Source organism: Alteromonas sp. AWJ4_197, assembly GCF_056160285.1.
This window is the reverse complement of the sequence record NZ_JBSWWW010000002.1, coordinates 655,837-680,930: the sequence shown is the minus strand read 5'-3', so window position 1 is coordinate 680,930 and position 25,094 is coordinate 655,837. Positions and strand designations below refer to the sequence as shown.

The window sequence follows — 25,094 nt, the reverse complement described above, 5'->3', positions numbered from 1 at the left end:
ACTATGGGAAGTGTCCGTCACTATTTTTTTCTTATCTTTAATTTGTGCCAGAAAGAATTTCTTTCTGTTTTAAAAGATCCCTCAAGCCGTGTCATTTTGATCATGCCAATCATTATGCAAACATTGCTGTTTGGCTATGCCGCCACATTTGATTTGAAAGAGGTGCCTTATGCCGTGCTCGATCAAAGTGACAGCCAGGCCAGCCACGAGGTACTTCAGAAACTGCAGGGTGCCGGTCTGTTTAATCAGGTGGCTACGCTGTCGGGAAGTACGGAAATTGCTGACGTTATCGGTAATCAAAAGGCGCTGATGGTAGTGTATTTTCCCGCTGACTTTGAAGACAAATTATCCCGCGGGGAAAGTAGCCAGATACAGCTTATTGTCGACGGCCGGAATTCGGCAACAGCTAACGCGGCCCTTGGCAGCTTTAACGCCATTACCATGTCTTACAATGCGGAAAATGATCTTGGGAGGCAGCTTCCTGTGCAGGTGAAAAACCGCGCCTGGTTTAACCCGAATATGGAAACACGCTGGCTTATTTTACCGGGAATGATTGCCGCGCTGAGCATGATTCAAACAATGATGCTTACAGCACTTTCCGTTGCCAGAGAGCGTGAGCAGGGCACATTTGATCAGTTACTTGTGACACCCAGCCTGCCTTCGCAAATCTTAATCAGCAAAGCGCTGCCGTCGGTGTGTATAGGGCTTATTCAATCTTCGCTGGTGCTGCTTATCAGCCGGTACTGGTTTGAGATCCCCTTTCAGGGGGCGTTAACGACGCTCTATACAGGGTTATTTTTATTTACACTGGCAAGTGTGGGGATCGGTCTGTCTATCTCTGCCGTTTCTCTGAATATGCAGCAAGCCATGCTGTATACCTTCGTTTTACTCATGCCGCTCATGCTGTTGTCGGGTTTTGCCACGCCGCTGACCAACATGCCTGAATTAATGCAGGATATTACCTACATTAATCCACTGCGTTTTTCGGTCAATATTGTCAGGCGTGTTTATCTTGAAGGGGCAACGTTTGCTGACGTTTATCAGGAGATGATCCCGCTGGTTATTATCGCCACCATTACTCTGCCGGTAGCCAGTTGGCTTTTCAGACACAGGACTTCATAAGGACATTCATCATATGAAAGTTTCGCTTATTTCTTTAACGCTCATCACTGCATTGACCATGTCGGGATGCACAAAATTGGGTCCTGAATATGAAAAACCTGAGGTGGCAGTACCGTTGACCTGGCCGTCTTTGCAAGGCATTGATGGTCAAACACAAAACCACACGGTGTCGCGTTGGTTAAACGACGATAAGACGCTGATGGCGCTTCACAGCATGTTAGAGAAACATAACCAGAGCTTACAGGTGGCTGCACTGAATTTTGCCAGCAGCCGTGTTTACCGGCAGGTAGCCGGAAGCGGTGGCGAGCCGGAGGCAGGCTTTTCAGGCAGTGTAAAAAGGCAGCGGTTGAGTGAAGACGGCAGTATGACGAGATTTATAAAGTTGTCGTCCTCTGGTGAGCAACAGGATGCCCTGACGGATGCTTTGGCATCACCTTTTACCGTTTACTCAACGGGCTTTGATGCCAGTTGGGAACCTGACCTGTGGGGAAAAGTAGCTAATCAGATTGATGCAGCAGATGCTCAGCAGACAATGGCAGAGAGTGAACTGGCTGATTTACGTTTGTCGTTAACGACAGAATTAATGCGCCGGTATGTACAATACCGCGCACAGCAAGCTGTACTGGTATTGCAACAGCAAAAACTGACAAACCTGCATACTCAATTATCTATACAGGAGGCCCTGATTGCTGCAGGGCTGGGCGATGAATCAGAACGTTTAGCGTTAGAAGCACAAACTCATCAATTAAACGCTACGCTGGACGGTCAGCGCAGTGAAGTATATGTGTTAGCCAATCAGCTTTCGCTGCTGGTGGGCGTACAACCGGGTTCCTTGACACCTTTGTTGGAAGCGCCACACGATGCGTTTCATGAGTATGTGCTCTCTACGCTCAACGTACCTTCCAGTGTATTAAGTCAGCGCCCGGACATTCGCGCGGCAGAAGCCAAAGTAAGAGCGGCGACCGCAGACATAGGCATTGCCGAAGCGGCGCTGTTCCCACAATTCCAGTTAACAGGTAATGTGGGCATTGAAGCGCTAAGCAGCAGTGCGGTATCCGACTGGTCGTCGCGAACCTGGCAAATTGGCCCGGGCTTTTACTTACCGCTGTTCAACCGGAACCAGCTTCATCGTCAGGTTGAGATCACATCAATTACGCAACAGCAAACCATTGTGCAATATCAACAGCAAGTGTTATCGGCATGGACAGAAGTTGACAGTGCCATTGAGCAGGCCAACAGCGCCGGAAGACAACTGGAGCAAAGTCAGCAAGCGCTGTCCCGCATAACCCAAAGACTTGCACTGACTAAAACAGACGCAGAAGCTGGCCTGACAAGTGAATTGCCTGTTCTGATGGCGCAACGACAATGGTTAGATGCTAAGGTTGGTCACATTCAATCTCAGTTGAATGTGACCTTAAGCCAGCTTAGCGTGTACAAAGCGACGGGAGGCCCTGGCATGGATTAGTGCAACGCCTTTAATCCGCTTCCAGCGTAAGCGTTGCGCCACTCACATCGTCCTGCAGATGGTGGCGGCTGTTTAACTGGAACAGGCGGTTGGCATCTACAGCTGCATCGTTGATCAGATAACGTTTTACTGCTTTTGCGCGCATGTCTGCCAGTGCTGCCAACTGGCCCGGGGAAATGTCGATATTACTGCGCAAAGAGTTGTACATGGCAATGTGCAATGCCCGTTGAACCCGGGGGTCGTCTACCTCTGGAGGTGTCTGTTCCGTTTGCTCGGAAGCACCTTTTTCGTTCGTTGACGGCGTAAGCTGAGCGATGATTTTAGCCCGTTCTTCTTCCACAGTGATCCCCAACGTCTGCGTAAACGCCTGTTTAAGTGCATCAGATAACGGGCCTTCGACGGGATAACTGCTGGCAGTCAGGTTCGCTGGCAGTGCGACGGCACCGGACAAGCTCAGCAGTCTGTCCTGTAAGGTTTTTTCTGCCAGAACACCAGCGTCGGCTACTGCATTCACTGTTCCTTCAATATTCAATCGCAGGCCGGGACGCTTTTTCAGCGCTTTTGCCAGAGTAGTTAATGTGGCTGTGGCTTCATCATCAAGCTCGCTGCTACCGGCAGCAAAAGACACCTCGTTGAGGGTATCGTCACTGCCCACTAAGCTGGCAAGGAAAGAGAAGGGCGCGGTAACGGCTTTGGTGATGAGGTTGCCAATGGCATTGAGGATAATCGAGCCAAAGCTGAAGTCCGGGCTGTCCACATCACCGGAGACTTCCAGGCCTAAATCAATCACACCGTTGCGGTCCTGTAACAACGCGACGGCAAGTCCGAGAGGAAGACTTAAGGCTTGCTCAGAGTCACTTTTCTGACCAAGCGTTAGCTGGTCGATGACTACGTGGTTTTCGCCTTCCAGCGCATCACCCTGAAGCTTATATTGTACATCCAGCGACAGCAGCCCTTTGTCAATGTAATACCCCATGTAGGTGCCGGAATACGGGTTCACTGAAGTCAGCTCAGCACCGCTTACCGAGAACATCAAATCAAGATTCAGGGCGTCTCTGAACGGGTCAATATTGCCTTTGAGAGATACCGGCGCATAGTTATCGATTTTGCCCGCTATATCTACGGCAGCCGCTTTTCCTGATACAGAGTCCAGCTGGCTGACAGTACCGTTTAACGATTCTATTCCTGAAGCAAAGCGGGGGGTCAGGGAGTTATCGGCAAAGTAGGCGTTACCGTTCTCAATGCTGATATGATTAACCGTTATAGCCAGTTGTGATTTTTCATCTGCTGCATTCTCCGGCGTGTCACCTTCCTTGTGTTCTGCACCCTCTACCTGCGCAGACTCTTCCTGCACGGCCTGTTCGCTTGCAGCGCCAGAGTCTTCTGTTGCCGGAGGGCGGCTCACAATAATATCGCTGATATTGGCGTGTTTGTTTTCGTCAATAACCAGCTTCGCAAACGGCTCACTCAACACCACATTATCAATGCTCAAGGTATTTGCCTTTTTACTGAATGCAAGGTTGGCGATATCAAGGGCCTTCCATTTAAGTAATGGCGCTTTCTTTTGTGTATCCAGAATGGCAAGGTCTGCAAGAGTGACAGAAGCGTTTATGTCTGCTGTGCCTGATGCGTCAGCAGTGAAACTGGACTGCGTGCTGAGGCGTCCGCTTTCCATTACCACATTCGCATAAGGCGAGATATATTGTTGCAGCGGCGAGAGAAGGAAATCATCCAGTGTCAGTGCACCTTTTACCTGCTGTGCCGTTACATCGATGTCGCCTTCAGACCGGAACGTACCGGTGGCTTCTGTAGCAAAAGCTCCGGCATTACCGCTGGTGGACAGGGCTAAGTTGTAATGAACCGGTGAGGTAAACTGACTGTCAACCGGACCTGTTGTCAGGTTTATATTGAAAACCCGCCAGAACATATTGTCTGCAATGGCTTTCTCGTTCAGTGCGACTTCACCGCCGGTAAATTCAAAGGTATTTAATACAACATGCCAGCCTGATTCTTCCTCGCTGGCCGGCGTTTGAGCAGAGGTACTGCCGGCTGACCTGGATGCCTGCGTTGACGTTGCCGGCGGTGTGCTGCCCGATGAAGGCGCTGTATTTGGTAAAAGGTATCGCTGTAAATCCAGGCCATCATCATCGAACAGGGCATTTACCTGCATGTCTGCTACAGCAATCTTATCAACGCTGACAGATTTATCCGCAAGACTTGCCTCTATGCCGTCAACGGCAAGTTCCGGTACGGTAATCTTTGGCTCGTCCTGACGGGCAAGGGTAAGAGAGTGTAATCCGAAACTGCCGTCTTTCACGGTCACATTCAGTGACGCATTGTCCTCGAATAAGGAAAACGCCAGCGCCAATTCAACACGGCCGTCTGTCAGTTCAACATCTATTATGTCGTTTGAAAGTGGCCACAGGGGGGCCAGTGCAATGTCCGACAAACGGATGTCGCTGTTAAACATCAGCGGTGAAAGCTGAAAATCACCCTTAAGATTGACTTTGCCGCCCTCTGCCGTGTTTAGCTGAAAGGCGTAAGCGTTGTCAGTTTCACGGCTTGCGGTTTCGCTGCTTTTTGATTCGGGGCCATTTGCTGATTTGCTGGGCTGTTCAGTGATAGTGGCCAGTGTATCCAGTCCGGTAAGCGTGATATCCAGCTCAGGGTAATCCAGCCGGGCACCGGTGACTGCGTCGCTAAGTAAAATGTGGCCATTTTGCAGTGTAAAATGATTCAGCCTGATGTGTGGAATACCAGCCTGTTCCTCCGGGGCTGTTTCAGGCTCTTCCGGTTGCGCATTCTTTGCCAGCGTATCCATGATGTCAGAGACGTTCAGCCGTGTATTTTCTCCGCCAGTTAAGCGATGTAATTGCACGTAGGGTGCATGCAAGGCAATATTTTCAACAGTGGGAGTAAAGCTGGTCAGCGTTTGCCAGAAACCCAGATCGACGGTCAGTGCCTGTAAGGCAAAGAAGTTTTCGTCGCGCTCAGCTTCTTTTATGCTGAAGTCACTGACTTCAGCCCGCAATAAAAACGGGTTCACTGAGATGTCTTTAACGGTGACTTCCCGCCCCAGCATGTCAGTGAGTTTATCCGGCACGGTGGCCTTCAGCACTGCAGGTAATACTACCCCCGCCAGCAGCGCGTAAGTGAGATAAATTAACAGAAAGTAAACGGAGAAACGAAGCCACAGGGGGTTACGGCTGAAAGATGAGATCCGGTTCTTTAAATGCATGATTAACTATTAAATGAGAAGCCGGCAGACAGACCAGCAACAATGATGTTGCCGGTCTGCTCTGCATGAATGAGAGGTTTTACCCTAAAGGGCGGAGAGCAAATTATCCAGTCCTGATTGGAAAATAGACTGGGTTTCGGTGTTATTTTCACTCTTGAAATAGCTGCTGGCCTGAGAGACAAAGCTGCTGATCATTTCCGGCGTCAGGCCCAGTGCTTCAAATTGCTGTTTCAGATCGTTGATAGATTTCGCCGTACTGCTGTACTCAGACGCTTTATTCAGCAAGCCGGACAAGGCATCAGACTTTGAAGATGAAGAACCGGATGTTTCCGGTACGCTGGATAATAATCCTTCCAGGCCAGGAATGTTGCCGGCAAGTTCACTGTAATCCGTACCAGAAAGGTTCCCTTTTACATAATTAAAAAGAGAAGCCAGTCCGCCTTCCGATTGCGCTTCAGTTACACCTAAATTGCTGCTGACTGAGCTGATTAAACCTGATAAATCTACTGATTCAGACGCGCTGGCCGTTGCGGGTTCTGTGGTTTCCGTCTTAGTAAGCGCCTTCTTTAAATCCTGCAATGATGATGCAGCATTTACAGGGGCCGATAATATAAATCCCAGTGCAGCCAGAGCGGCAACAGATTGTACTTTCATAAAAACTCCGGAGTCACCCTGTGAGGGTGTAATAGTGAAAAGTATGACAGGAGCAGGGGGACAGACACAAGGTCCGGCTTCAGAGACGCTAACTAATGAGGGATCACGTTAACACTGAAGCATTGCCCGTTGATTGTTGAGGCAACCTTAACGGGCAATGCGGGCTAATGCAAATGCTTTTACAAAGCAGGGCTGGCAGGCGTGCCGGTACGCAGCGCTTTGGCAAAAACCTGCGTTACACCATTGGTCCAGCCGAAGCCATGTTGTACTTCGTATTCGCCGCCGCTGGCAGAGGTGGCAATGTCTTCCACATTGTATTTCTCCATCAGCGTATGGTTGGCTTTGTAGTAGGTATCCACCGTATTTAACCAGCGGGACATCACTTCAACTGCCAGCTTGTTGTGTTCATATGACTGTAATCCCTGTACCGCAAACCACTGAAGCGGCTCCCTGCGAAGGAATATTCCCGTCAACGTCGTACTGTCATAGGCCACCGCTGCATTCCCGAAGGCTGCCGGCATTAACCCTGACAGAAGATTAAACTGTTCATATTGGTGTGTGCAGTGAAAACCTGCGTCGTTTTTGTTTACGGGATCAGTGAATAGGTAACGGCCTTTTGACCGCCAGGGCAGCTCAAACGATAAAGTCACCCTTACACCGGCACAGCAGTACTTTTCCTGGGGGATTTCAGCACAAAAGAGGAATGCACGCCGCTGACGCCTTCTACACGGGTGAGTTTATTAAGCAGGAATTGCTGAAAGTCATCCATGTCTTTTACGATGACTTTTAACAGATAATCTGCAGACTGACCGGTGATCAAATGGCTTTCGAGTACTTCAGGAAAGGTGGCAATAGCATTATCGAACTTCTCGAATCGTTCGGGGGTGTGCTTGTCCATGACGATCTGAATAAACGACACCAGGGTCAGTCCCAATTTTCGTGCATTAACCAGCGCAACATAGCCGTCAATAAAGCCGCTGTCTTCCAGTTGCTTTACCCGCCTCAGGCAGGGGGAAGGAGAAAGGTTGACGGCTTCAGCCAGTTCCTGATTTGAAATACGACCGTGTTTTTGCAACGTTTCCAGTATTTGTCTGTCAGTCTTGTCTAATTCCACTTTCGCTCTCCTGTCTGGCATTAAAAGTCATTGAAGTGACAATTTGAGCTATATTATTGCTTCAAGGGTGTGAAGTAAGCAAGTGATAGCAATCCTCTGCCAACAGATATCGCGTACACTACGTGAACCGTTATACATCCCGGAGTCTTCGTTTCATGCTTACTCATCCTCATACCAAATATCAGCGATTCATTGGCGTATCCTTACCTGAACGTCAGTGGCCAAATAAAGCCATTACACAGGCACCTGTCTGGATGAGTACAGACCTCCGCGATGGCAATCAGGCGCTTATCGACCCGATGTCGATTGAAACCAAATTGCGTTTCTTCAAAAAGCTGGTGTCCATCGGTTTTAAACAAATCGAAGTGGGTTTTCCATCGGCATCAGATATCGATTTTCAATTTGTCAGGCTACTGATTGAAGGCAACCATATTCCTGATGACGTCACCATAGAAGTGCTGACTCAGGCCCGCTATGAATTGATTGAGCGCACTGTTGAAAGCTTACGGGGCGCCCGCAATGCTATTTTACACATGTACAATCCCCTTGCGCCGGACTTCCGTGAGATTGTGTACAACACTGATAAAGCTGGGGTGAAAGACATCGCCCTGACCGGTACCCGCTGGGTGAAGGAACTGACCGCCGGCGCACCGGAAGTGAACTGGACTTATCAGTATTCCCCAGAGGTGTTTTCCAGTACCGAAATCGACTTTGTTAAAGAGGTCGTGGATGAGGTGGTGGACATCTGGCAGCCAACCACAGAGAACAAAATCATTATCAACTTACCGGCGACGGTGGAAATGAATACGCCGAATACCTATGCCGACCAGATTGAGTGGATGCACCGCAACCTGAATCGGCGGGATTGTATTGTGTTAAGTGTGCACCCGCACAACGACCGGGGTACCGCTGTGGCGGCTGCTGAACTGGCATTAATGGCGGGAGCTGACCGTATCGAAGGCTGCCTGTTCGGCAATGGCGAACGTACCGGTAATGTGGATATTGTGACTCTGGCAATGAACATGTATTCCCAGGGCGTGTCACCGGAACTGGATTTCTCTGATATCGATCAGGTCCGTAAGCTGGTGGAAGAGTGCAATCAGTTGCCTGTGCATCCCCGTCATCCTTATGCCGGTGAACTGGTTTACACCGCTTTTTCCGGTTCACATCAGGACGCTATCAAAAAAGGGATGGCGGTGCAGAGTAAAGACGGCCGCTGGCGTGTACCTTATTTGCCCATCGATCCGGCAGATGTGGGGCGCGGATTTGAAGCGGTTGTCCGCGTAAACAGCCAATCCGGTAAAGGCGGTGTGGCCTTCCTGCTCGAACAGGAAGCGAATCTGCAACTGCCGCGAAAACTGCAAATTGAATTCAGCCGTACTGTGCAGCGTGAAAACGACAGCACCGGCAAAGAAATGTCGGCAAAACGTATGAAAGAAGTCTTTGAGCTGGAATATTTCGATGCCGCAACGCCTTTCGCCTATACCGGCAGCACGATTACGTCGGTGGCAAGCGGTGAGCAATCGGTGAGTATTCAGTTTGCCCTGAATAACGAAGTTTACACTATAGGGGGCACCGGTAACGGTCCGGTTGAAGCGGCGGCCAATGCCCTGAGCACTTTCCTGAATAAAAAAGTGGAAGTGGCAGATTATCACGAGCACGCGGTGGGTGAAGGTGCAGGCGTAAAAGCCGTGTGCTACATCGAAGTGAAATTGGAAGGGGCTGATTCCACCTTCGGCTGTGCCAGCGACAGCAATATCATCACTGCCGCGATTAAAGCGCTGTTGTCAGGGGTTAACCGGTTGATGTGATGCTGGCATATAAAGCCATAATTAGTAGGGATGCGGACAAGAAGAACATCAGTCCGCTTTCTTGCTTATGAATCTTTTTCGGTTTCTTTGTTATGCCAGATCCACAAAATGTAGATGAGTCCGGACGATTTTATTTGGTAGCGAATCGTGTAATTGCCAATATAGATATCTCTGAAACATTCTGGTGAAGGGCTTGCCAGAACCGGTAAACCTATTTCCGGAAAGTGCTTTAGCCGTTACGCTGCGTCCTGAATTTCAATTGCAATTTTTCTTGCCGCTAACGGGCTTTTTAATACGACGAAGTCGTGTAAACGTTTCAAATCATCCACCGCTTGCGGCGTATACTGAAGTTTCATATTGAAGGCGTTTTTTTCAGTTTGTCTGAACCCCAGCTATTGAGCCATGCATTCACTTCTGAATCATCAATCAGCTCCCCCCTGTTGACTGACTCTATTGCTTCCAGAGTTTCTTCCCATCGGGCGTCATCAACAGCTTGCCTGGCAATGAACTCTCTCACCGCCTGATTGATAAGGTAGCTTTTACTTCGATCCAGCTTTTTCGCAAGAGAATCCAGTGGCTTCTCTATATCGTCATTGAGACGGACACTCGTAATACTCATAAGTTATCTCCAAAGATTTTGTATTACAGCGTAGTACATCATGTTAAAAAGAGTCCACACATGCTTTATTTGTCGAAAAAACGCCCGCAAAAAAGGCGACAACCGTCGCCTTTCTATACATTTTTATTAATCGTCCGCGCCCGTTACTTCGCCATTAACTGCTCTTCTGATGTAACCTTTTCAGAACCGTCAGAATGGGCAACCCGTGTAGGGTGAGATTTGATGTCGAACAACCCGTAGCCGGCGACCAGCAGGAAGCAGATGGCCGGTACGATATATGACACAACGATGCCGGATGAATCGATAAGTGCGGCCTGGAACAGTGGCAGAATTGCACCGCCGAGGATGGCCATGACCAGACCAGCCGCGCCCAGTTTGGTGTCTTCGCCCAGTCCGTCCAGTGCGATACCGTAAATCGTCGGGAACATTAAAGACAAACAGGCAGAGATTGATACCAGTGAAATGACGCCGATGAAATCCGGTGACTGAGTCATGATGATACACAGGCCTGCGGCAACTAATGACATGATCATCAGCAGGCGGGCAGGGTAAAGGAACTGCATCAGCCAGGTCATGACAAACCGGGAGATCAGAAACACAATCATGCTGTACTGCAGAATTTGTCCGCCATCTACTTCATTACCGCCCACGGCCTTCATGGCGTACTGAATTGTGAAAGTCCAGACGCAGGTTTGCGCGCCTACATTAAAGAACTGAGCCAGCACACCTAAACGATAGTGGCGGTTACCCAGCAAACGTTTCAGTGACGCGCCCAGCTGCACATTTTCACTGCGGGATTCTGTGGATTCATTTACCGGCGTTTTAATACATGCAATGGCAATCCATACCAGCACCAGCACGCAGGCCATGCCTACGTAAGGCAACATAACGGCGTCGAGCTCAGCACCAATGACTGATTTCAATTCTGCAACCGACATGGCCGCCCGCTCTTCCGCTGAGGCCTGATTAAGGTTGGGTAAGATTAGGGTTGCCGCCAGGAAAACCCCTAAGTTTGTGCCCACAGGGTTAAACGCCTGGGCCAGGTTTAAGCGTCGGGTTGCGCTTTTTTCGCATCCCATGGCCATAACATAAGGGTTAGCAGAGGTTTCCAGAATCGACAGACCGCCGGCGAGAACAAACAGCGCCGCCAGAAAGAAACCGTAAGTCATGGTCTGGCTGGCGGGGTAGAACAGAAATGCGCCGGTGGCAGCACAGCCCAGGCCTGTTAACACACCTGTTTTGTAGGAAAACCGTTTGTTAATAAATGCTGCGGGAATTGCCAGGCAAAAGTAAGCGCCGTAATATGCGAACTGCACCAGTGCAGACTGTAATGACGACATGGTAAATATTTTACTGAATACCTTTACCAGCGGGTCCGTCATGTTGGCGGCAACGCCCCAGGCTGCAAAGCAGATGGTGAGCAAAATGAATGGGACAAGCGTTTCTTTAGAAACCAGTGGCGCGCGTTTTTGCACGGTCATTCCTCAGCATGTAAACAATTAGTTAAGCGATTTAAACAACAAAAATTTTATGTGTCAATAAATCAACATAATTTATTTAATTGTTTTTCTTTCTCCCGGATGACTTTAAGGGGGCATTTTGCCAGGGGACTAGGCAGCAGGGAATGGAAGGACTACTATACGTTGTTGATTTAATGAAAATAAGATGTCTCATATGCCTGCAAATTCTTCCGGCCAGCAAGTTGAACCCCATGGATTCTGGCAAAAAAGCACCCCGCTGAAAGGCCAGTCAGGTCTGCGGGCACTGAACGAACGCCGCATTCTGACGCTGATCCGTCAGCATCAGGAATTGCCCAAAGCCCGTATAGCCAATGAAACAGGCCTGTCAGCCCAGGCCGCCACTGTAATAATCAATAAACTGGAAGAAGACGGGCTGTTGTTGCGCGGGGAGCCCCAAAGAGGTAAGCGGGGACAACCCACCGTACCCTTCTCTCTTAAGGCAGACGGGGCTTATGGGGTCGGTATCAAAATTGGTCGCCGGAGTATTCAGATCACCCTTATCGATTTTTGCGGCAAAGTACGCTCGTCACTTCGGGAGCAGTGGGACTATCCGGCAGTGGATGCCATGATCCGCTTCGCAGAAAAGGGGATACGGGCGATGTTATCAACCTTAAGTGACGGGGAAAAACTGCGTGTGAGTGGTGTGGGTGTCGCCATGCCATTTGAAATCTGGCGCTGGAGCGAGCAGGCCGGCGCGCCGGAAGAGGCATTGTCAGAATGGCAGGACTTTGATGTTCCTGCTGCCATTCAGAAGATCACCGATTTGCCAGTTTATCTGTGCAACGATGACACCGCAGCCTGTGCTGCCGAACTCTGGTTTGGTGAACACCGGGATCTCAACGATTACCTGTATTGCTTTGTCGGCACCTTCATCGGTGGCGGTATGGTACTGAACCGGCAGTTACATACCGGTCGTCACGGTAATGCCGGTGCGGTGGGGTCTCTGCCTTATCCGGGCAGTCTTGCCGGCGGCCAGCTTCTTGATGTGGCATCAATATACCTGCTGGAGAAAACCCTGAAAGAGGCGGGGCAGGACACGGCATTCCTGCATGGAAGGCAACAAGTATGGCCTGAAGATGTGCCCGGGATCAGCGAATGGCTGGACTCTGTGGCTACCGGCATTGTGCACAGTGCCATGAGTGCCCATGCCTTTCTGGACCTTGATGCGGTGGTTATTGAAGGCGCTCTGCCAGACAACATCAAAGCAGAATTGCTCAGTCGCTGCGGGCACCTTTTACAGTCGGCTGACTTCCGGGGATTATCTTCGTTAATCTTACGCGGAGGCTCGGTCGGGGCGGATGCCCAGTCCTTTGGCAGCGCCAATTTGCCCTTACTCGCGCAGTACAGTCTTTAACAATTCGTCAATAATTATTAAATAAATATAGTTGATTTAATGATTCAGCTGCATTAAATTGCGTCTCCTTGAAGTCACTGTTAACACGGTGTGATCGTGTTGTGGATTGAAATCACACTTTGCCAGGGGATGCTGCATGCGTTTTTTTCCTTCATTGATATCTGAAATTTCCTCCCGTAAACCGCTGATGACAAAGGTGTCTCAGGCCGGTTCAACCTGTGGTGCAACCATCGCTCTGCTTCTTGCCTCCGGGCAGGTAAGTGCACAGGACATGCCTGATTACGTTAATTTCCAGGCCAGCTATACCGGCGAAGCGGCAGCGAATGTGAATGGCGGCCACCAGCGGGGCAGTGCCTATGCCGGGCAGCTTTTTGTGGGTGCAGATTTCGACATGGAGAAGGCATCTGACTGGAAAGACACCACAATCCATGTGGCAGTGACTAACCGTCACGGACAAAACCTTGCACCAAAATACATTGGCAACAGTACATCGGTGCAGGAAATTTATGGCGGACAGAACAGCCGTCTGGCCCGTTTTACCGTAGAAAAACACTTTCTTGACGGGCAACTTCAGGTTGAAGCCGGCCGCACTGTCGCCAATATCAGTTTTCTGGGTTCCGAGCTGTGTCAGTATTTTCAGACTAACTCTGCGTGCGGCAATCCCACATTCGTGTTCCGTACCAGTAACTTTACCTGGTGGCCGGTGTCCAGCTGGGGTGGTCATGCTAAATTCTGGCTGAACGACAAAACCTATTTCCATGCCGGTGTTTACGAAGAAAATACTCCTCACCAGGCGTCAGACGATCATGGCCTGGATTGGGGAGTTGAAGATTCTACCGGGGTGGTGGTGCCTGTCACGCTGGGGTATCAGACGACATGGGACAATGATGACTATCCGCGCCGCTACGAAGTGGGCGGCTGGTATGACGGTGCTGATTATAACGACCCGTCAAAAGACGAGAACGGTGATTATGCCGCATTGAGCGGAAATGACTACGCCACCCGCAACGGCCGTTCCGGTGTATTTGCAAGATTCGAACAGACCGTGTTGAGACCCGACCTGAACTCTCAGCGCAGCGTCACCTTGTTTGGTGCTGTGCTTACCGGCACCTCCGGTGAATTGATTGAAGATTTTTATTTTAAGGCCGGCTTTGTGAAGCGGGGGACATTCCCGGGCCGCGATAAAGATACGGTCGCCTTTGTGTATACAGAGCAACATTACAGCCATGACGCCATTGAAGACCAGTTTATTTTGCGCAACCTTAACGAAGGTTCAGGCCGTCCCGCCAGTATGCAGGCGATGATGGAACTGAGTTACGGCATTCATGTGAACGACAACATCCGCATTCAGCCCAACATCCATTACATCGTTAATCCCGATCAGTTTGGCGACAAAGCCAGACAGGAAGACTTAAGTGATGCCGTGGTTCTGGGGCTGCGCTTTGATATCAATCTCGCAGGTTTGCTTTTTCAGTAAGCCGGTTTATCTGTTGCACAATCAGTAAGGAGAATGCAAATGCAAGTGTTATGCATGGGAGAAGCCTTAATCGACATGCTGTCTGACAAGGGGCAGCCCGGAATTACAGACGCAACGGAAAGCTTCAGAAAATTTGCCGGTGGCGCACCTGCGAATGTGGCTGTTGCAGTTGCCAAACTGGGTGGCGAAAGCTATCTGTTCGGTAAGCTGGGGAAAGATCAGTTTGGTCATTACCTGCACCGTACACTGGAAGCTCTGGAGGTGAATACCGCTTTCACCACGTATTCTGAAAAAGGAAAAACCGCTCTGGCTTTTGTCGGCCTTGATGCCGACGGTGAAAGATCTTTCGATTTTTATATCGACAATGCAGCCCATACTGATATCTCAGAAGCGGATCTGGTACCTGCATTATTTGAGAAACCCCGCATTGTCAGTTTCTGCTCGGGCTCAGTGAGCACGCCGGATTTACGCCAAGTCACCTTGTCTGCCATTGACGGGTTCAAAGGGGCAGGCAGCATTCTGTGTCTGGATATTAATTTACGTCCTGCATTCTGGGCAGAGCCTTCCATGGCACCGTATTTTATTGATGAAACGGCTAAACAAGTGGATGTGATAAAGGCCAGTAAGGAGGAACTCATTGAGCTGTATGGCGAGTCGAATATCGACGGGCAAATTCAGAGCTGGATGGACTGCGGTGTGTCGCTGGTGTTGGTTACGGATGGCGCAAATCCGGTGGCTTTTTACAGTCACGACACCAACGGTATTTATCCTACACCACCGGTCAGTGCAGTAGATACCACTGCAGCCGGTGATGCCTTTGTGGGCGGGTTCTTATTTACGTTGGCAGAAGAAGTACAGGATAAAGCGTCATTTGTGGCCTGGGCAGGCAACTTTGAAAGCATAATGTCTTCTTTGCGTTTTGCTACCCGCTGCGGCGCCCATGCGGTATCAAAGTACGGTGCGTTTGATGCGTTGCCCTCGCGCAGTGATATCGAACTTAAATAATCCGGCTTTACTGAAAAGAGCCGCAGCAACCTGCGGCTCAAAATCCGTCTGCTTATTTCGCCTCTAATAATGCGATGTAATGAACAACGAGGTCACGGACAAACTGCTGACAGTCCTTAGCCGTTGAAGGATCGTAGTGTCCGCCGTTAGTCAGGTTGTTTGATAACACCCGCACTCCCAGAAACGGTACATCATACGCGTGAGCAATCTGCGCCGCTGCGGCGGTTTCCATTTCCTCTGTACTGGTACCGAAATGTTCATGGAGCCAGGCAATCCGGTCTAATTCGTTATTCCAGAAATTTGCGCTGGCAATAGTGCCTTCCGTCACTTTTCCCCGTTTGTAATTGTCGCTTATGGCATGGGCGGATGCCAGCAGTTTACTGTCACCCATATAATAGCGGACCCTCTCTGATTTCTTTGCTGACTCCCCCTCACCGGCACTGCCTGACGAGGCCAGTAAGTCCATGGGTTTCCAGCTTAAGGGCGCAGAGCCTTCACCCTTTTCCCTGAAAGGGGTTTTAAAATTCCCTGCGTTCAGTGCGCGTTTGCCAAGCACAATATCCCCGACCTTCAAAGCCGGATCGTGACCGCCTGAAGTGCCCTGATTAATAATGGCTACAGGATGATACCGGGTGATGCCTACCGCAGTGGCTGCAGCGGTATTCTCAAGGCCTTTGCCGGTTTGCGCGACCACAACAGGGTAGTTATTCAGCAAACCTTTATAGAAGGTGGTGGTGCCTGATTTCTCAATGGTGACGCCGGTGAGAAGACTGGCAAAATATTCAGCTTCAATGGGCATAGGCCCCTGAATCATTACCGGTGCACGATAAGGTGTGGTGGTTTCTATATTCACGGCGCTGAATTCGCCGGCGCAAATCATCCGGCTGAACAAACAAAAGATTAAAAAGAGAAAAGCAGTTTTCATGGGTAACTGGTTTCCGGTTTGAAAGTCATAAACGCTATGTCTCAGTATGTTATTGTTCTCACAAATTTCTGGTGGCATTTTAAGCTGCGTGACCTGTTAAAGAAAAAAATGGATCTTTCTACTCTGGCCGGCAGCGGTCAGGCTCAAGTCAGGCTGACAATGAGTCATGAACCACAACACGTTCCCACAGGTGCGAGCATTCTTCTACGAACTTCAGGTGAACCGGGTGGGTTTGATACGCATCCTGATCTTCTACAGAGTTGAATATCATTAATTCAGACACGTGAAAACTATTGTCAATCACATCCCGCTTCAGGGTAGAGGCCGGTACACCTACGTGCAGCGCCTGAACCTGAGGAATAGCCTGAAGAGATTTCAAACCTTTAATCAGTATCGCTTTATCTTCCGCTGAGTCCGGATTTGCCAGCCAGAAATACACTATGTGGAGTACGGGCGCATCCAGCGAGCAGTTTGATGAGGCAGCTTGCGCAGAAGCGGGCAGGGCCGCGGCGGCTGCCAATGCTCCGGCGGTGGTCATAAATTGTCTGCGGGAAGAGTCCGTCATTGATAATCCTTGTAAATTTTCAGGCAAAGTGTCACTGAGTGTAAAGGCGACAATCATGCTATGCAATCATACTGTGCTCACGAAGCAGACAGAAGTCAGGTTTACAGCGACAAGTGTAAGATGACACTTTAGGATGGAAATGATCGGTCTGTAATAAGATGGCACTGGCTGCCGCTGATACGCCCGTATCGTATCATGGCTTCACCGGTTCCGCTTGAGCCTTCCGGGTCTCCACTGGGCAGTCCGCAAAGGACCTTAACAACAGCTTCTGGCTGACAGCAAATTTTAAAATTCTTTGCATAAAATATATAGCGTCACTTTTTGCAAAGTAATTAGTCACTTTATGCCATTCTCAGAATGTGTTTAATTGTTAATATCGTGTTTAACGATTACACAAGTCATTTACGCCTGACACCTTGTTTTCTTTTTGCGTATGTGACTTAGAGGATGGTCACTATGTCTTTAACTGCAATTCTTGATGATTCCAAACTGAGCCCTGTGCAATGGGTGGCAATTATCATTTGTATCTCTCTTAATGCGCTGGATGGCTTTGATGTTCTGGCTATCAGCTTTGCTTCGCCGGGAATTGCGGCAGAGTGGGGGATTAACCGCGCCGAGCTGGGTGTGGTGCTGGCCATGGAGCTGGTGGGTATGGCCTTCGGTTCTATTTTTCTGGGCGGCATTGCCGATAAGTTTGGCCGCAAACCTACGATTCAGTTTTGTCTGGTACTGATGACCGCTGGTATGTTTGGTGCAGCGTTCGTCGATAGCGTGATGACACTGTTGATCATCCGCTTCATTACCGGTTTGGGAATTGGCGGAATGCTGGCTTCTACAAACGCCATGGTATCGGAATTTGCGAATAAGAAAAGCCGTAACCTTTGCGTCATTATCATGGCCACCGGCTATCCCATCGGCGCAGTGCTTGGCGGAAGTATTGCGTCAATGTTGCTGGAAACCCACACCTGGCGTGCCGTATTTATTTTCGGCGGCAGCATTACCGGTCTGTTCATGCTGGTGGTGGCGTTCTGGCTGCCTGAATCTCTGCTGTACATGGTTAACCATCCGAAAGAAAACACCCTGAACAAGGTCAATCATATGCTTGAGCGTATGAAAAAGCCTCTGCTGGATGCATTGCCTGCGCCGGCAGTATCAGCCAAAAAATCCAGTTACAGCACACTGTTTTCGCCTGAAATGCGCAAGCTCACGCTGCTGTTAATGGTGGCATACTTTGCACAAATCATGACGTTCTACTTCATTCTAAAATGGATCCCGAAAATTGTGGTGGACATGGGCTTTGGTGCTGCACAGGCCGGTCAGGTGCTGGTGTGGGCAAACCTGGGCGGTGCGGTTGGTGCCATCTTACTGGGACTGCTAACCAGCAAGCTGAATTTACGCCTCACCATGATACCGGTACTTATTCTGGCTTTCGTGATGGTGTCGGTATTTGGCATTGGTTACAGCGACTTAAGCACGCTGGCGCTGGTTTCCGCAGCCACAGGGTTTTTCACTAATGCCGGTGTTGTGGGGCTTTACGGACTGATGGCACAGGCGTTCCCGGCGAACGTGCGGGCAAGCGGCACGGGCGTGGTAATTGGCATCGGTCGCGGTGGTGCGGCGTTGAGCCCAGTGGTTGCCGGACTACTTTTCACAAATGGTGTCAGCCTGCAGGGTGTCGCCATTGCCATGGGCACAGGCGCGCTGGTAGCCACACTGGCGATTTATTTCTTAAACAACAAACAGGGCGGACGGGGAACAGCAACGCATTCTTCTTTGTCTGCCGTCACAAAATAACTAATCCACCGGAAAACGGAGTGATGATGAACTTTACCCGCTTAAACCCGCTCACCGGCGAAGTTGCCAGTGAGGCACCGGCAATGAAAGGTGCACACATGCAGGCTGTTGCCGAAAAAGCAAAGCAAGGCTTTGAAATCTGGTCCGGTTTTGGCCCTAACCAGCGCCGTGCCATCCTGTCTCAGGCTGCCATTGCCCTTGAAGGTAAGAAAGACGATTTCGTCAAAGCCATGATGGAAGAAACGGGCGCCACTGCAGGCTGGGCTATGTTCAACCTGATGCTAGCAACTTCCATGCTGCGTGAAGCCGCCTCACTGACTACACAAATCAGCGGTGAAGTTATCCCGTCTGACAAACCTGGCTGTGTTGCCATGGCTCAGCGTGTTCCGGTTGGTGTCATTCTGGGGATTGCCCCCTGGAATGCGCCAATTATTCTGGGTGTTCGCGCCATTTCCACGGCACTTGCCTGCGGCAATGCAGTGATCTTAAAAGCATCGGAAGTGTGCCCGCGCACTCATTCGCTGATCATCGAAGCGCTGGCAGAAGCCGGATTCCCTGAAAATACAGTAAATATCGTCACCAATGCGCCGGAAGATGCCGCAGATGTTGTGGGCGCGCTGATTGATGCCAAACCGGTAAAACGCATTAACTTCACCGGCTCAACCGCCGTGGGCCGCATTATCGCAAAACGGGCAGCAGAACATCTGAAGCCCTGCTTGCTGGAGCTGGGTGGTAAAGCCCCTATGCTGGTACTGGACGATGCTGATCTTGACGAAGCGGTGAAAGCGGCCTCCTTCGGCGCGTTTATGAATCAGGGCCAGATCTGTATGTCTACCGAGCGTCTGGTTGTGGTAGATGCGGTGGCTGATGCTTTTGCCGACAAGCTGGCAGCGAAGGTATCCACCATGAAAACCGGCGATCCCCGTGAAGGGAACACCCCGTTGGGTGCGGTGATTGACCAGAAAACTGTTGAAAAGGTCAACGGGCTGATTGACGACGCGGTCAGCAAAGGTGCTGTGATCCTTACCGGCGGTAAAGCTACATCGGTGCTAATGCCGGCTACGGTGCTGGATAAAGTCACCGCGGACATGGCGATTTACAGTGAAGAAAGCTTCGGCCCGGTGGTGGCGATGATCCGTGCAAAAGACGAAGCGGATGCGGTGCGAATTGCCAACGATTCTGAGTACGGACTGAGTGCGGCGGTATTTACCCGCGATGCGGCACGGGGCATGAAGGTCGCCGGAAAAATTCGGTCAGGTATCTGCCACGTGAATGGCCCTACTGTGCACGATGAGGCGCAAATGCCCTTCGGCGGTGTGGGAGCCTCTGGTTATGGACGCTTTGGCGGCAAAGCCGGTATCGACCAGTTTACAGAACTGCGCTGGATCACTGTGGAAACTGAACCCGGCCACTATCCCATTTAATTTTTTAAAGTATTGAATTTTATCGTTTTGAGTAAGGAATGATTGTGAGTACAGAAAATCAGGAAGCAAACACCGTAGCGGTGACAATCGAAAACGGGGTGGCGTGGGTTGCCCTGAACCGTCCGGAAAAACGCAATTGCATGAATCCGGCGCTGAACCGCCAGATGATGCGGGTACTGGATGAGCTGGAGTACAGCGACGATGTAGCCGTACTGGTGCTGACAGGGGAAGGCACTTCCTGGAGTGCGGGCATGGATTTAAAAGAATATTTCCGAGAAAACGAAGCGAAAGGCCTGGGCGCAACACGCAGGGCGCAGTCAGAAGCTTACGGCTGGTGGCGCCGTCTGCGCTGGTACCACAAGCCAACGGTTGCCATGATCAATGGCTGGTGTTTTGGCGGTGCGTATGGCCCGTTATTCGGCTGTGATCTCGCATTTGCGGCCGAAGAAGCCACATTCGGTTTGAGTGAAATTAACTGGGGTATTTTGCCGGGCGGCGGTGCCAGTAAGGTCGTGGCTGATTTGCTGCCACTACGTAAAGCTATGTACCACGCCATGATGGGTGAGAACATTGACGGTAAAACTGCGGCTGAGTGGGGACTGGTTAACGAAGCGGTACCGCTGAGCGAGCTGAAAGCCCGCGTACAGACGGTATGTGATGTGCTGAAAGGCAAAAATCCGGTCGCCCTGAAAGCCACAAAAGATGCCATCCGCCGCGTGAAAGAAATGACTTACGACAATGCGGAAGACTATCTGGTACGTGCGCAGGAAGCAGCAAACAGCTTCGATAACGATGGCCGCAAAGAAGGCATCAAGCAGTTTATTGATGACAAGACCTATAAGCCGGGTCTGGGTGCATACGATAAGAGTCAGCAGAAGTAAGCGGAGTGAGCAGCATGGATTTTCTCTCTTTTCAGGCCCGTCTGCGTCCCGGAGACGAAGCGGTATACGACATTACCTCGCAGCGTCGCTGGACATATGAGGCGTGGGACGGTTTCGTTTCCCGCCTGGTGACCTGGTTGTCACAACAAGGTGTGCATAAGGGTGACAGGCTGGTTTGTCTGGCGAGAAATTCTGCTGAAACCGTGGCGCTGCATCTGGCTTGCGGACGGGCAGGGGTATTATTTGTGCCTCTGAACTGGCGTTTGTCTCAGGAAGAACTGATGCAATTACTGGATGATTGCGAGCCTTCGCTGGTATGTGGCGATAAAGAGGCTGACCGTGCCGGTTTGCCCTATGTAGCGCTTTCCACATTGCCTGATCTGGTCAGCGAACTGACACCCTCTGTTATCAGTAACGAGAACGCAGCCGCACCTTCGCTTATCCTGTACACATCAGGCACAACAGGGTTACCGAAAGGTATTGTACATACCGAACAAACCATTATGGAAACCACGCAGAATATGGCGCTGCTGGGGCATGTGGATGAACACAGTACCTTTTTGTGCGAAACACCTATGTTCCATGTCATCGGCCTGATTTCCTGTGTGCGTCCTGCGCTTTACTTCGGTGGGCGGTTAATCATTTCTGACGGATTCGAGCCGGCACGTACCTTTGACCGGTTGTGTGATCCTGAGCTGGCGGTCAGTCATTATTTCTGTGTACCCCAAATGGCCAATGCCCTTCGTCAACTGGCACATTTTGATGCGTCAAAAATGACAGGACTGAAAGCGCTGCTGACCGGTGGTGCGCCTCATCCGGAAGTACAGATCAAAGCATGGTTAAATGACGGCATCCCCATCGTGGACGGGTATGGCATGAGTGAAGCCGGCACCGTGCTCGGGATGAGTTTTGATATGCGTATTATCGATCAGAAAGCCGGTTACGTCGGTTTACCTACACACCGTATCGATGTGCGGCTGACCGGGCCGGGTAATCAGCCGGTGGCATTTGGTGAAGCCGGTGAAATACAGATCAAGGGTGCGAACCTGTTTGTGGATGTATGGAAGAACCACCGCGCTTATGAACGCAGTTTCACACCTGACGGCTGGTTTCAGACCGGTGATATTGGCGTGAGCGACGAGGACGGCTATATCCGGATTGTGGATCGCATCAAAGATATGTTCATCTCCGGCGGCGAGAACGTGTATCCCGCTGAAGTTGAGGCTGTAGCACTGCGTTTCCCGCAAATACTGGAATGTGCGCTGATAGGTGTACCGGACGAAAAGTGGGGAGAATCCGGTTGTCTGTTTGTGGTGCCGTCGGTGAGTCATGAATCCTTCGATAAGGAAGGCTTATTAAGGGAAATGGAAAAAGGGCTGGCCCGTTATAAACTACCCAAACATGTCCGGTTGCTGGACGCATTACCCCGTACAGGTGCCGGAAAGGTCAGGAAGAACATTCTTAAATCAGAACTCAGAGCACTGGTCGCAGAACATTGAAATAATATAAGGAAAAGCTTTACCACACCGGTAAATGACGATACAACAAGCCCGTTAAAAATCCTCAAACAGGTTTATTGATGGAAAATTTTGTTGCAGAGTTACAAAGTCAGTTTCAGCACGTACAGGAAGCGGTGGTAAGCCCCGGTTTCCTGTATCAGGTTGCTGCGTTGCTGGCGATTTATTTGGTGGGATGGCTGGTATCAAGGAAGATCCGCAGTTTGTTTGTGCTGACACGGCAGGAGCCGAAAGAAGGCGCACACTCACTGCAAATGTTTGTGTATCGTCTCGGCGGCACATTATTTCCTATTATTACTATCACCTTACTGAAACTGACTTCGGTACTGGGCAAACAATATCAGCTGGATGCATGGCTGCTGGAAATCGCAGTGGTTATCGCTGTGCTGATCTTCATTCATTCCTGCATCCGTGAGTTCGTCTCCAATAAAGGGATTGCGGCGTTTCTGCGCTGGGTGGGGATCCCCATAGTTTTCCTTCATCTGATTGATGTGCTGCCTAAAGTTATCGGCGCACTGCAAACCGTTTCTTTCAGCGTGGGTAACGTTGATGTATCAGCTTACGGTATCGCCCGTGTGCTGATTTTCGGTATTTTACTGTTCTGGCTTGGCCGTGCTTCAAACTCCATGGGTAAGGATATTATCCGCAACCATAAGAAGCTGGATGTCACCACCAAAGAAGTGTTCGCCAAGCTGTTCGAAGTGGCGCTGTTCTGCGTTATCTTCCTGTTGCTGCTTAATATCATGGGAATTAACCTGACTGCGCTGGCCGTATTTGGTGGTGCTGTGGGTGTGGGTCTTGGTCTTGGTTTGCAGTCCATCGCGTCGAACTTTATCTCCGGTATTATTATCCTGCTCGACCGTTCTTTAACTGTCGGTGACTACGTTGAACTGGACGACGGCAGCAAAGGGTTTGTCCGTGAATTTAAAATGCGTTATGCGGTGCTGGAGACTTACGACGGTAAAGATATCCTGGTGCCTAACGAGAAGTTCATCAACTCGTTGCTGGTAAACTGGACACACAAAGATTCAAAACAACGTTACCGGATTGATTTCTCTGTTGCTTACAGAACGGATATCCGCTCAATGGTTGAAATCATTAAAGATGCCGTGAGTGAACATCCTCAGGTGATCAGCGGCGATGATGTGGAGATTGAATACCGGCCGGATTGTGAAATCGACAGCTTTGGTGACTCCGGCGTAAACATGTTCGTTGAGTTCTGGATGGAAGGTGTGGATGACGGTCAGAACCGCGTGGGCGGCGACTTGCTGCTGATGGTATTTGAAACCCTCCGCGAACACGATATTGAGATCCCGTTCCCGCAGCGTGAAGTGCGGGTTATCAACGAAGACGCTATTAAGCTCAGTAACACTACCCCGTAGCACTGAGTCTGAACAAGGATGTTTACCAGCAGAAACCCCGAACCGGCCGTGCCTTACTGGCGGCTGTCCGGGGTTTATTTTTTTGTCTGTGCGGTACTCGGCACAATGCTGCCTTACTGGATGCTGTTTATGGAGTCGCTGGGCTACAGCGCCTGGCAGACCGGACAGCTCACCGCACTGCAGATGGTGACAACCCTCATTGCTCCCTACGTGTGGGGCGAGGTGTGTGACCGCGCATCTTCCCGCCTGCGTGTTATCCGTGCCGGAAATTTAGTGGCAGCGCTGATTTTTCTGTGTGTGTTTGCCTTTTTTGAACATTACTGGGCGCTGGTTCTGGCAGTATGTGCCAGTGCGTTCTGCTGGCAGGGACTGAATGGCCAGTTCGAAATTATCACGCTGAATCACCTGGGAAAAGCTCCTCACCGTTACGGCAGAATAAGACTGTGGGGTTCCTTCGGTTTCTTAAGCGCTGTGTGGCTGACCGGGCAGATCATCAATCTTTATTCTGTGGCATTGTTGCCTTACATTGTCGCCGGCTTGCTGTTCACATTATGGTTGATGACGTTGGTCAATCGCGACCAGCCGGTAAAGGAACAACCGGACGGCAATCTGGAACAGCCCGGCGGGATCTGGCAAAACCCGGTGCTGTGGTTGTTGCTGGTGGTGTTCTTTCTGGTGAACTTCAGTCATGGCAGCTATTACGGCTATTACAGTCTGTTTCTCAAGCAGGAAGGTATCAGTGCGGCCGTTACCGGCAATCTGTGGACTGTCGCTGTTGCGTCTGAATTACTGATGTTTGCCGCTATGCCCTGGGTTATGCGCCGCTTCAGTTTACGGTTCATTTTGCTGGTGAGCCTGTGTCTGACAGCCTTTCGCTGGTTGGGAACAGGGATGCAGGCAGGCAATGTTGCAGAGCTGACTTTGTTGCAGTTACTCCACGGCGTGTCTTTCAGTGCAGTTCATACGGTGGCGGTGCTGCTGTTCAAGCAATGCGTGCACACTGCCCATGAAGGCAAAGCGCAGGCATTATACTGTGCTGTATGTATCGGTGGCGGACAGGCTGCGGGCGTTGCTGCCGGCGGACAAATCTGGGCCATATCTCCGGTAGCAAGTTTCTATTTCAGTGCCGCTGTCGCGGCCGGTGCAGCGGTAATTGCACTGCTGTTTCTCACTGCAAACCGCCTTGCGCCGGCAGGTAAAGTTCAGCAGGTATAAGTTGCTTTGCAC

General features: G+C 50.5%; 20 protein-coding genes. 12 read left to right on the top strand and 8 right to left on the bottom strand.

Annotated features, from left to right (window positions below; all coding sequences use genetic code 11):
* Window positions 1-3: 3 nt before the first annotated feature.
* Together ACXAGC_RS06310 and ACXAGC_RS06305 are read left to right on the top strand one after the other, a co-directional pair.
* Window positions 4-1,122 (top strand): ABC transporter permease, encoded by a 1,119-nt coding sequence (locus tag ACXAGC_RS06310; RefSeq protein WP_474843374.1) that lies wholly within the window; start codon window positions 4-6, stop codon window positions 1,120-1,122.
* 13 nt (window positions 1,123-1,135) lie between these two features.
* Window positions 1,136-2,587: an efflux transporter outer membrane subunit gene (locus ACXAGC_RS06305; protein WP_474843372.1), complete on the top strand. Its 1,452-nt coding sequence runs from the start codon at window positions 1,136-1,138 to the stop codon at window positions 2,585-2,587.
* Between the two features lie 10 nt (window positions 2,588-2,597).
* Here ACXAGC_RS06305 and ACXAGC_RS06300 read toward each other — a convergent pair whose 3' ends face one another.
* From ACXAGC_RS06300 to ACXAGC_RS06285, 4 genes are all read right to left on the bottom strand, one after another.
* Complete coding sequence (locus ACXAGC_RS06300) at window positions 2,598-5,825, bottom strand: DUF748 domain-containing protein (RefSeq protein ID WP_474843370.1); 3,228 nt, start codon at window positions 5,823-5,825, stop codon at window positions 2,598-2,600.
* Between the two features lie 84 nt (window positions 5,826-5,909).
* A complete protein-coding gene (locus ACXAGC_RS06295; protein ID WP_474843368.1) occupies window positions 5,910-6,479 on the bottom strand; it encodes a DUF2780 domain-containing protein in 570 nt (189 codons plus the stop codon).
* A gap of 179 nt (window positions 6,480-6,658) precedes the next feature.
* Window positions 6,659-7,129: a trehalase family glycosidase gene (locus ACXAGC_RS06290; protein WP_474843367.1), complete on the bottom strand. Its 471-nt coding sequence runs from the start codon at window positions 7,127-7,129 to the stop codon at window positions 6,659-6,661.
* A gap of 2 nt (window positions 7,130-7,131) precedes the next feature.
* Window positions 7,132-7,593 (bottom strand): Lrp/AsnC family transcriptional regulator, encoded by a 462-nt coding sequence (locus tag ACXAGC_RS06285; protein WP_119502445.1) that lies wholly within the window; start codon window positions 7,591-7,593, stop codon window positions 7,132-7,134.
* A 155-nt stretch (window positions 7,594-7,748) separates the two neighbouring features.
* On the opposite strand from ACXAGC_RS06285, the gene leuA reads away from it, so the two are divergent.
* Entirely contained in the window at window positions 7,749-9,404 is a 1,656-nt protein-coding gene (gene leuA / locus ACXAGC_RS06280; RefSeq protein ID WP_474843364.1) for a 2-isopropylmalate synthase, read from the top strand.
* A gap of 352 nt (window positions 9,405-9,756) precedes the next feature.
* Here leuA and ACXAGC_RS06275 read toward each other — a convergent pair whose 3' ends face one another.
* On the bottom strand, window positions 9,757-10,023 hold the full coding sequence (locus ACXAGC_RS06275; protein WP_119502442.1) for a CopG family ribbon-helix-helix protein: 267 nt from the start codon (window positions 10,021-10,023) through the stop codon (window positions 9,757-9,759).
* A gap of 143 nt (window positions 10,024-10,166) precedes the next feature.
* Window positions 10,167-11,498: an L-fucose:H+ symporter permease gene (gene fucP / locus ACXAGC_RS06270; RefSeq protein ID WP_474843362.1), complete on the bottom strand. Its 1,332-nt coding sequence runs from the start codon at window positions 11,496-11,498 to the stop codon at window positions 10,167-10,169.
* Between the two features lie 199 nt (window positions 11,499-11,697).
* Here fucP and ACXAGC_RS06265 point away from each other — a divergent pair, with 199 nt between their 5' ends.
* From ACXAGC_RS06265 to ACXAGC_RS06255, 3 genes are all read left to right on the top strand, one after another.
* Window positions 11,698-12,897 carry an ROK family transcriptional regulator gene (locus ACXAGC_RS06265; protein WP_474843360.1) on the top strand — a complete coding sequence of 400 codons (1,200 nt, stop codon included), beginning with the start codon at window positions 11,698-11,700 and terminating at the stop codon, window positions 12,895-12,897.
* Window positions 12,898-13,033: 136 nt separating this feature from the next.
* Entirely contained in the window at window positions 13,034-14,374 is a 1,341-nt protein-coding gene (locus ACXAGC_RS06260) for a carbohydrate porin (protein ID WP_474843358.1), read from the top strand.
* A gap of 39 nt (window positions 14,375-14,413) precedes the next feature.
* A complete protein-coding gene (locus tag ACXAGC_RS06255) occupies window positions 14,414-15,379 on the top strand; it encodes a carbohydrate kinase family protein (RefSeq protein WP_474843356.1) in 966 nt (321 codons plus the stop codon).
* Window positions 15,380-15,431: 52 nt separating this feature from the next.
* On the opposite strand, the gene ACXAGC_RS06250 is transcribed toward ACXAGC_RS06255, so the two are convergent.
* Both ACXAGC_RS06250 and ACXAGC_RS06245 read right to left on the bottom strand, forming a co-directional pair.
* Entirely contained in the window at window positions 15,432-16,304 is an 873-nt protein-coding gene (locus ACXAGC_RS06250; RefSeq protein ID WP_474843354.1) for a 5'-methylthioadenosine/S-adenosylhomocysteine nucleosidase, read from the bottom strand.
* 148 nt (window positions 16,305-16,452) lie between these two features.
* Entirely contained in the window at window positions 16,453-16,869 is a 417-nt protein-coding gene (locus ACXAGC_RS06245) for a Dabb family protein (protein ID WP_474843352.1), read from the bottom strand.
* 456 nt (window positions 16,870-17,325) lie between these two features.
* Here ACXAGC_RS06245 and ACXAGC_RS06240 point away from each other — a divergent pair, with 456 nt between their 5' ends.
* The 6 genes from ACXAGC_RS06240 to ACXAGC_RS06215 all read left to right on the top strand — a co-directional run bounded on the left by ACXAGC_RS06240 (window position 17,326) and on the right by ACXAGC_RS06215 (window position 25,082).
* A complete protein-coding gene (locus ACXAGC_RS06240; RefSeq protein WP_474843350.1) occupies window positions 17,326-18,663 on the top strand; it encodes an MFS transporter in 1,338 nt (445 codons plus the stop codon).
* Window positions 18,664-18,686: 23 nt separating this feature from the next.
* Window positions 18,687-20,087 (top strand): aldehyde dehydrogenase, encoded by a 1,401-nt coding sequence (locus ACXAGC_RS06235; RefSeq protein WP_474843348.1) that lies wholly within the window; start codon window positions 18,687-18,689, stop codon window positions 20,085-20,087.
* A gap of 44 nt (window positions 20,088-20,131) precedes the next feature.
* On the top strand, window positions 20,132-20,968 hold the full coding sequence (locus tag ACXAGC_RS06230) for a p-hydroxycinnamoyl CoA hydratase/lyase (RefSeq protein ID WP_474843346.1): 837 nt from the start codon (window positions 20,132-20,134) through the stop codon (window positions 20,966-20,968).
* 14 nt (window positions 20,969-20,982) lie between these two features.
* Window positions 20,983-22,467 carry an AMP-binding protein gene (locus ACXAGC_RS06225; RefSeq protein WP_474843344.1) on the top strand — a complete coding sequence of 495 codons (1,485 nt, stop codon included), beginning with the start codon at window positions 20,983-20,985 and terminating at the stop codon, window positions 22,465-22,467.
* A gap of 80 nt (window positions 22,468-22,547) precedes the next feature.
* Window positions 22,548-23,867 carry a mechanosensitive ion channel family protein gene (locus ACXAGC_RS06220; protein WP_119502407.1) on the top strand — a complete coding sequence of 440 codons (1,320 nt, stop codon included), beginning with the start codon at window positions 22,548-22,550 and terminating at the stop codon, window positions 23,865-23,867.
* 18 nt (window positions 23,868-23,885) lie between these two features.
* The gene (locus tag ACXAGC_RS06215) at window positions 23,886-25,082 is read left to right on the top strand and encodes an MFS transporter (protein WP_474843342.1); all 1,197 of its coding nucleotides are present in this window, start codon (window positions 23,886-23,888) and stop codon (window positions 25,080-25,082) included.
* The last annotated feature ends 12 nt before the right edge of the window (window positions 25,083-25,094 follow it).